Here is an 8,397-nt window from a genome sequence, read left to right as displayed (position 1 = left end):
GCGATGACAGAAAGATATAAATGGTTATTGTTTTTCCTATTTATCTTATTAACTTATTTTATTCCTTTAGAAACGCGCCTGTTATGGCAACCAGATGAAATTCGTTATGCTGAAATTAGCCGTGAAATGTTAGTTTCTGGCAATTGGTCAGTGCCTTATCTTCTTGATATTCGTTATTTTGAAAAACCTGTTTTAGGATATTGGATCAATTGTATTGCTCAGTGGCTATTTGGTGAAAGCCATTTTGCGGTGCGTATTGTTGTAGTAACATCAACCTTATTAACAGGATGGCTTATTTATAAAGCGGCAATGGTAGTTTGGCGCAATAGCGTTCTTGCTTTTAATGCTATGACCGTTTTTTTATCTTCTTTTCTGGTATTAGCAATAGGTACTTATAATATATTAGATCCTATTGTGACGCTGTTTGTGACCGCTGCAATGTACTCATTTTTAGTTGCGTTATCGACCCCGAATAAAAAGGGCAAAATAATTGCTTATATGGGTATTGGCTTTTTTTGCGCACTTGGTTTTTTAACAAAAGGCTTTATTGCGGTTGTTTTACCTGCATTAGTTTTTTTAGTCATGGCAATTAGTCAAGCTCGCTTTAAAGAAGTGGTTTGCTATTCCTCTATTGCATTGTTAGCTCTCGCTATTACAGCTGGACCTTGGGTGATTACTGTTGCATTACAAGCACCGGATTATTGGAATTATTTTTTCTGGGTTGAACATGTACAGCGTTTTATTGCTAAAGAGTCTGCTCGCTCACAACCAACGTGGTTCTATATCCCGATAGTTATATTGGGTGTATTGCCTTGGCTAGGTTTTTTATTTGGTGCATTAAAATCAGCTTTCTCTTTAAAAAAAGGTACACTCTATTTTCTGCTGTGGTTTGCTCTCTTTTTTGCTTTTTTCTCAGCCTCAAAAGGAAAACTATTAACCTATATGCTACCGTGCTTTGTGCCATTATCTATTTTAATTGCACACTATATCGAAGAGTTAAAAGATAGACCTGATGAGAAAATTAGCAAAGTGAATGCATCTATCAATATTGCTTTTGGGCTAATGGGTATATCAGCCGTTATCTATTCTTTATACAGTGCCAAATTTGCGCTTTATGATACGAATGAAACGTTAAAAATAGTGTTAGCAATAAGTGGGTTTTTATTTTGGAGTGTGATTGGTGCGGGGGCGCTGTTTAGACAAACACAGTTTTTAACGATGTTTTGCTCTATCGGACTAAGTTTAGTTATTGGCTATGCAATCCCAGAAAAGATAGAAAGTAGAAGTACACCGGAAAATATTATCCAACGTTATTATGAGCCTTTGAGTAATAAATCGTATCTTTTAACGGACGAAGTTGGTATTGGTACATCACTTGCTTGGGGACTAAAACGGACTGATATTCGTTTAACAGAGACGAAAGGTGAGTTGGCTTATGGTTTAAATTACCCAGATGTAAAAAATAAATACTATAGCCTTGAACAGCTATTAGCATTAATTGAAGCAAACCAATATAAAGGGGTAGCGATTGTTTTAGTCAGACCTGATAGAAAGCAGATTTTGACTAAATTGACTACATTAAAGGAAAAGCCGATAGTAGAAAAAGAGGGCGATTTAACGCTGGTGTTCTTTAATTAGCTGAATTGCTTTAATATTTATTTTGCTGTGATGTTTTTTCTCAGTGAGTACTGATCATGTATTACGATTTTGCTTTTCGTGTGATTTATATGTGATCTAGATTAAAAAACAGAATTTGTCGGTAAATATATTTTGCTCTTTGTCGTTTTAATGGTAGGTTTAAAATGTGTCCATTAGAACGGAGTTAGCTAAGCACTATATGACAAGTCACTTAACTTTATCAGAACCCCCACCCAGACAAAATGTACTCATGAATAGGGGGAATTTATGCTGATTTTTTTAACTGAATGTATTATCGGTCTGGCATCAATTGCTCTTACTCACCGTGTATTAATGTTGTACGGTAATAAAAAGAAGTGATGAAAATACGATATGCTAATAAGCTAAGTAATCTATTAGACTAACTATCATAGACGCAAAGCCCTATAACCTGATTAATTATAGGGCTTTTATTATAGTATTGAGTTAAATTAAATATATATTTTCAGCTACTGAAAATAGTTTTCAATAATTTTTATTTTTTCAATATCTAGAGTATTGGTATATTGATGTAATAATGCCCAAGCTTGAATATAATCATATTTGGCTTTGATTAAATCTTGCTGCGCTCTATATAAAAGCTCTTCCGCATTAAGCACATCAACCATCGTTCGCTGACCACCAATATAGCTTTTTCGTGTTGCATTTAATTGTAACTTAGCGGAACTAACGGCTTGCTCAAAAGCCATCAATTTAATATGGCTCGTTGAGCAAATTTGATATTGATATCTTAATTCCTGCATAATATTTTGAATAATAGCATCCCTTTCAAATGCACTCATCTGATATTTTGCTGTCGACTGACGCATTGATGCCGTTGTTTTACCCCCATTAAATAAAGGCATACTGACATAAAAACCCACGTTAGCAGATTGGTATTTCTGGTTAATGGTATTATTACTATCAGAATTACTACTAGAGTAAGCCGCATAAAATTGTACTGTTGGGAAAAATTCACCTCTATTCTTCTCAATCTCTTGTTTAGCTATCGCCATTTCATGACGAGCAGATTGTATCTTTAAGTTATTTTGTATGGCATTTTTTTCCCATGTGGAATAGTCATCGGGAGCCAGTGATTGAAGAACAAACTTTGTATCAGTTAGCTTTGCGATGTGCTCATGAGTAGGCAATTGTGAACCGATCATAGCACTGAGTTTGTTTTTAGCCTTTTCAATTTCTAATTGAAGATCGGTATATTGTGACTGGGTTAAATATAAACGAGTCTCTATTTCAGCAATATCTGTTTTGGTTCCTTCTCCTAACTCAAATAGGCGTTGACTTGAAGCTAGTTGTTTTTGATAGATTTCTTGCTGTGCTTGATTTAGCAATAATTTATCTTGTGTATAAGCAACTTGAATATAATTATCAATAAGTCGAATAATTAATTCTGAAAATTTATTTTGATAATGACTGTCTGCTAATAATGTTTTAATGATAGAAGCTTTGTATTCACTAAATGCGGTGTAGTCAAATAGTGGTTGACTAATAATCGCGTTGACAGAATAGCTTTGATAGTTTTGATACTCAACTGTTGTTATTTTATCCTGAAATATATTTATTGGATAAGCCTTACGTTGCCAGTTGCGAGGATTATTTTTGTAATTGACAGAAATATTGGGTAGCAATTGTGATAACCCGATATTTTCATACTCTTTACCTGCTACTTGCTCTTTTACCGCAGCATTAAATGTGGGATCATGTTTAATCGCTAAAAAATAGAGATCAGACAGTGTAACCGCTGAAGCTGGCAAGCTTAGGAGTCCTACGGAAAAAAGTGTAAAAAGTTTTTTTATTAGCATCATTATTCTTCCGTTAATGAAGTATGGAGCCTATCCAATACTGGTTTGAAAAGATAATTTAATAATGAGCGATCGCCAGTTTTAATAAATACATCAACGGGCATACCTGCTTTCAATTTATTTTTATTATCTGCTAATAATGTATAATCTTTTATGTTAATAAGAACTTGATAATATGGCTCAGTTGTTCGTTCATCAATTAATCTATCGGCAGAAATAATCGTTACTTCACCAGGAATTTTTGGCGTGGTATTTTGATTAAAGGCACTAAAGATCAAATCAACGGGAAGGCCAGGAGTTACCTTATCAATAAGATGCGGAGCAAGACGCGCTTCAATAACAAGTTGATGATCTTCAGGCACTATATCCATCAATGTCTGACCTGTTTTTACAAAGCCACCTTGGGTAAAAACAGAAAGATCCATCACAGTACCCGATATCGGTGCGATAATTGCCATTTTAGCTAATTTATCTGTTTCTATAATAAGTTGTTTTTCTGTTTCACTGATTTGTAATTGTATTTTATTTAGCTCTGTTCGAGCTAATTGGTAGTAATTAGCATTACGTTGCAATATTCTTTGCTCATATTCTAATTTTTGCTTTTCTAATGCGCTTATTTGCCCAAAAGTCTCGTTAAGTTGATTATTATTTTCAGCTAATTCTCTTATCATTTCTTGATATCGGTGACGAGGAATATATCCTTCATTAGCTAAAATTTGTAAATCATTAAGCTGGTTTTGTAGATTACTAATTTGACTCTTTTTATTCTGAATTGAGCGCTTTAGATGGGTTAGGCGACTAGTAATGCCATCGATAGCTGCTTTATAACCATTTATTTCACTTATTAATTCTGCACTTTTTTCATTTAATAAACGATTTTGTTGTAGTAATAACTTCTCTCTATTTTCAGTAGATGAATAGTATTTATCGCTATTATTTAATTTAAATGAAGTTTGTTGATTAAGTTCAGCGTATAATCTTTGTTGAGTGATCAGTAAATTATCATATTGCTCTGATAACGATTTTACTAAGGCTTGAGATTGAATAGGGCTTAGTTGTATCAGGGTTTGTCCGGCAGATACCGGATCACCATTTTTTACAAAAATATGAGTAATAATACCTTCAACAGAAGACTGTACACTTTTTTTATTCCCCGATATTACTACGTTTCCTATTGCAGGAACGCCTTTATCAAGGGGCGCGAAAGCAGCCCAAAAAATAAAAATTGCTAAGCCTAATAAAACCACAGTCCATCCAATAACGAGAAATTTCTTTGGATCATCTGAAATTTTTTCTGACAGTGGTATAACATTTTTTTCTATAGTCATAATCAATTCCGAAAAATTAAGCGTTATTTGAGGTTGCTGGTGTTGAAGAAATAGTGTTTGCCGTTTTTGTGATAGTTGGATTATTTAATTCAGCAATAACAGACGCCGTTGGACCGAATAATTTGGTGTTTCCATCAAATATCACTAATAATTTATTAGTGACAGAAAGTAGCTGTTTTTGGTGGGTAATTAAAATAACGGTTTTTTTATGCTGTTTTAATGTTTCGATCGCCTGTGTTAACGCTCTAATACCTAAATCATCTAAATTAGAATTTGGCTCATCTAAGACAACTAACGTGGGATCGCCATATAATGCTCTGGCTAATGCAATACGTTGTTTTTGTCCGCCGGATAATCCTTCACCGTGAGCACCAATTTGGGTTTCATATCCTTGAGGAAAGCGTAAAATCATCTCGTGTACATGTGCCATTTTGGCGGCTTGGATCACTTTTTGAGGATCAACCTCAGTAAAGCGTGCAATATTTTCAGCGATAGTGCCGGGGAAAAGGGCGATTTCTTGAGGTAAATAACCAATATGTGGGCCAATTTCTTCTTTACTCCACTGAAAGATATCCGCATTATCTAATCGCACAATGCCTTTTTTGACCTGCCATATACCGACAATAAATTTTGCTAAAGAAGACTTACCAGAAGCACTCGGGCCAATAATACCTAGTATATCTCCCGGTAATAGAGCAAAATTGATATTATTTAGTAATATTCTGTCACTGTGTGGATACACGGCTTCATCGATATTAACAAGTAATTGGCCTTGAGGCTTAGGTAAGGCCATTTTTTTATTTTCTTGAGGGTATGTTTTTAATAAAGTTGTCAATCGATTGTAGGCTGCTTTACTACTATCCCAACTTTTCCATACATTGATCACTTGCTCAATAGGGGCTAATGCTCGACCTAAAAGTATTGAACCGGCAATCATCATTCCAGGACTGATAGTATTATCAATAGCAAGCCATCCCCCTAAACCTAGCATTAAAGATTGTAATGCCATACGTGTTACTTTTGTGATAGCGTTAATACCAGCTGCATTATCACTGGCTTGTGTTTGTGCTTGTAAATATTTGAAATGAGAGGTTTGCCATTGTTTACGTAATTGACTAAGCATTCCCATCGCTTCGATAGTCTGTGGATGTTCTAAATGATGACTTTGTATTAGTTGTGCTTGATTGGCAAAATTGTTCGCTTTTTTTAAATGATTTTTAGATAGATATTCATTAAGGATAGCCAAAGCAAATAAGATAAGGGCACCACAAAGTGCAAATAATCCTAACCAAGGATTAAATAAAGTAATAACTAAAAGGTAAATAGGGAACCAAGGTAGATCAAAGAAAGTGAATATGGCATGACTAGTAATGAATTGTCGTAAAGTAATTAGATCTGTTAATGCTAACGTTGGATTAATATTCGCTATTTTGTTTAATTTTTCTCGGTAAGCTGCAGTATAAATGCGTGAATTAAGTGATAAATCTAATTTATTACTCATACGTATAACAATAATGCTTCTTAAATATTCTAATCCTCCCATAAAGATAAAAAGAGCTAACATAATGATTGTTAGCATCAATAGTGTCATTTCATTACCTGATGGTAATACTCGATCGTAAACTTGTAACATATAAATAGAAGGGACTAACATTAATATATTAATTAAAGCGGTAAATAGCCCAATAGAGAGAAAAACTTTTCGTCTCTCTTTTATGATACTTGTTATCTCGTTATTATATTTTATTTGTGGCATGTGGTATTCCTGATTTAATTTGTCTATTTTTAGTACTAAATATCTTTTGTTGGTCTTAAAGAAGCGTCTATTTTCACTTTATTTATTATTATGAATATCAAAATAGCTTCATTTAAAGCAAAAGAGAGTAGGAGAAATAACTTTCTCCTACCCAACTATGACTTAAACAATAAAATCAGTTTCGTAATTAACAAAACCTACGATATCAATTTTAAAATCAGGATTATAATTATAGCCATAAGCATTAATGGCTAATTCAGAAGCATTGGTTACTTCATTATAGCTAAGAGTTGCTTCGCCAGCATTTCCTGTAAAATTATCAACAAAGTTAAGAATTTTGCTACTAAATGTATCTTGAATTAATGTTGATAAATCAATTTTATCAATACCGGTTTTGAAATCCATTATTTTATCTGCGGCTGATACTAAAGAATCTGCAATTTCTTTATAAATAAAGGTATTGCTTCCTGTGCCACCATGTAATGTATCTTGTCCACGACCACCATAAATAGTGTTATTACCACTATGGCCATAGATAATATCGTCTCCTTCGCCTCCAATAAGAGTATTATCAGCATCATTACCATGAATAATATCATTACCAAAACCACCAATTGCGTTTTCTATGGTAACATTTTGTGCAATAGAAACATTTTTCTGTAATCCCCCCACATCAGAAAAGTTCCCAGCACGTAAATCAATCAGTTGATCTTGATAGAAGCCTGAGAAATCAAATGTATCGTTACCACCACTATCCCATACAGAGAAAATTAATTTATCATTGCTATCAGTAGCCGTATAATAATCAATCCCAGTATTTGAATTGAAACCATATACATCATCACCTGTTCTGGTAGTCGTATTTGCGCCATAGAGATATTGCATAGCAGAAATATCATGAAGGAGAGGGGCTCCGGCATAAGCACCTTGGAAGTGGGCGCCTGTTTCATATTCATCCCAATAGCTCATTACTGTATATTGGCGACTATCTTCCGCATAATCAGATTTTAAATAACCTGGAACATTCTGACCTGCGTTATAATCACCAGGATGCATAAGACCCAGTGTATGACCAATTTCATGGATAATAGTTAAACGACCATAATTACCCAATTCTGGTGTAGTATTACCTGCATAATGATAATCACTAAACCATGCTTGGCCAGAAAGATCTTTTCCATAAGCATAGGTATTAGGCAATGTTGCATAAGCCTGAAATGTGCCATTGGGATCATAGATATTACCAAAAGTAATATCTGTTTTTACGTCAGAAGCCTTCATTCCATCAACATTCCCAACAGCAACTTCAGTAAATTTAATATTTGCAATGTCAGACCATGCATCTAAAGATTTTCTTGCATGCTCTTTTTGTAATTCATTAAATTCATAAGGATTCTTATTACCAAATTGATTAAATTTGCCTTCCCATTTTGGGAATGAATAAGTCACCTCAGCGGGTTGCCCAATAACATATTTGCCATTCCAAGTGGAATCTTCACGGGCTATATGTTTTCCTGCGGTATCATAATCAAAAGAAGGTAATACTTTGGTTGAATAGTTATAGAAGATCCCACTTTTATCTAATAAATCAGAAATATTAGATAACCCAACGGCTTTTTTTAATAAAAAAGATCCCATAATATCCTCCAGATATAAATTTAGGTTAAGTTTATTTTCATACTGAAAATATATTTATCTGGCGAATGCCATTGAGGATAAAGATAGACATTAATTATTATTAATCTAGGGGGGTAAAATAAGTTTTTAAATAATTGTGAAGTAAAGTGTGTTTTAAGTCAGAATAATTTAATGAGGTGAATATAAGTATAGTTATATT

At 33.8% G+C, this 8,397-nt stretch carries 5 protein-coding genes; 1 reads left to right on the top strand and 4 read right to left on the bottom strand.

Annotated elements, in window-relative coordinates; genetic code table 11:
* The coding region (gene arnT / locus AACU95_RS13180; protein ID WP_161737082.1) for a lipid IV(A) 4-amino-4-deoxy-L-arabinosyltransferase at positions 1-1,638 on the top strand (1,638 nt) is incomplete at its 5' end.
* A gap of 488 nt (positions 1,639-2,126) precedes the next feature.
* Here the strand turns inward: arnT and AACU95_RS13175 are convergent.
* The 4 genes from AACU95_RS13175 to AACU95_RS13160 form a co-directional block, all read right to left on the bottom strand.
* Positions 2,127-3,479 (bottom strand): TolC family outer membrane protein, encoded by a 1,353-nt coding sequence (locus AACU95_RS13175; protein WP_012367534.1) that lies wholly within the window; start codon positions 3,477-3,479, stop codon positions 2,127-2,129.
* Positions 3,479-4,804, bottom strand: a complete 1,326-nt coding sequence (locus tag AACU95_RS13170; protein WP_161737081.1) for an HlyD family type I secretion periplasmic adaptor subunit — start codon at positions 4,802-4,804, stop codon at positions 3,479-3,481. The genes AACU95_RS13175 and AACU95_RS13170 overlap by 1 nt, the downstream gene beginning before the upstream one ends.
* Positions 4,805-4,820: 16 nt before the next feature.
* Positions 4,821-6,560, bottom strand: coding sequence for a type I secretion system permease/ATPase (locus AACU95_RS13165; RefSeq protein ID WP_004252439.1), 1,740 nt, complete (start codon positions 6,558-6,560; stop codon positions 4,821-4,823).
* A 162-nt stretch (positions 6,561-6,722) separates the two neighbouring features.
* A complete protein-coding gene (locus AACU95_RS13160; protein ID WP_004244908.1) occupies positions 6,723-8,198 on the bottom strand; it encodes a serralysin family metalloprotease in 1,476 nt (491 codons plus the stop codon).
* Positions 8,199-8,397: the final 199 nt, after the last annotated feature.

This window comes from Proteus sp. G4415, from assembly GCF_963896075.1.
GTDB lineage: Bacteria > Pseudomonadota > Gammaproteobacteria > Enterobacterales > Enterobacteriaceae > Proteus > Proteus mirabilis.
Note: the sequence above shows the minus strand (reverse complement) of the source record. Positions and strands in the feature narration are given on the sequence as shown.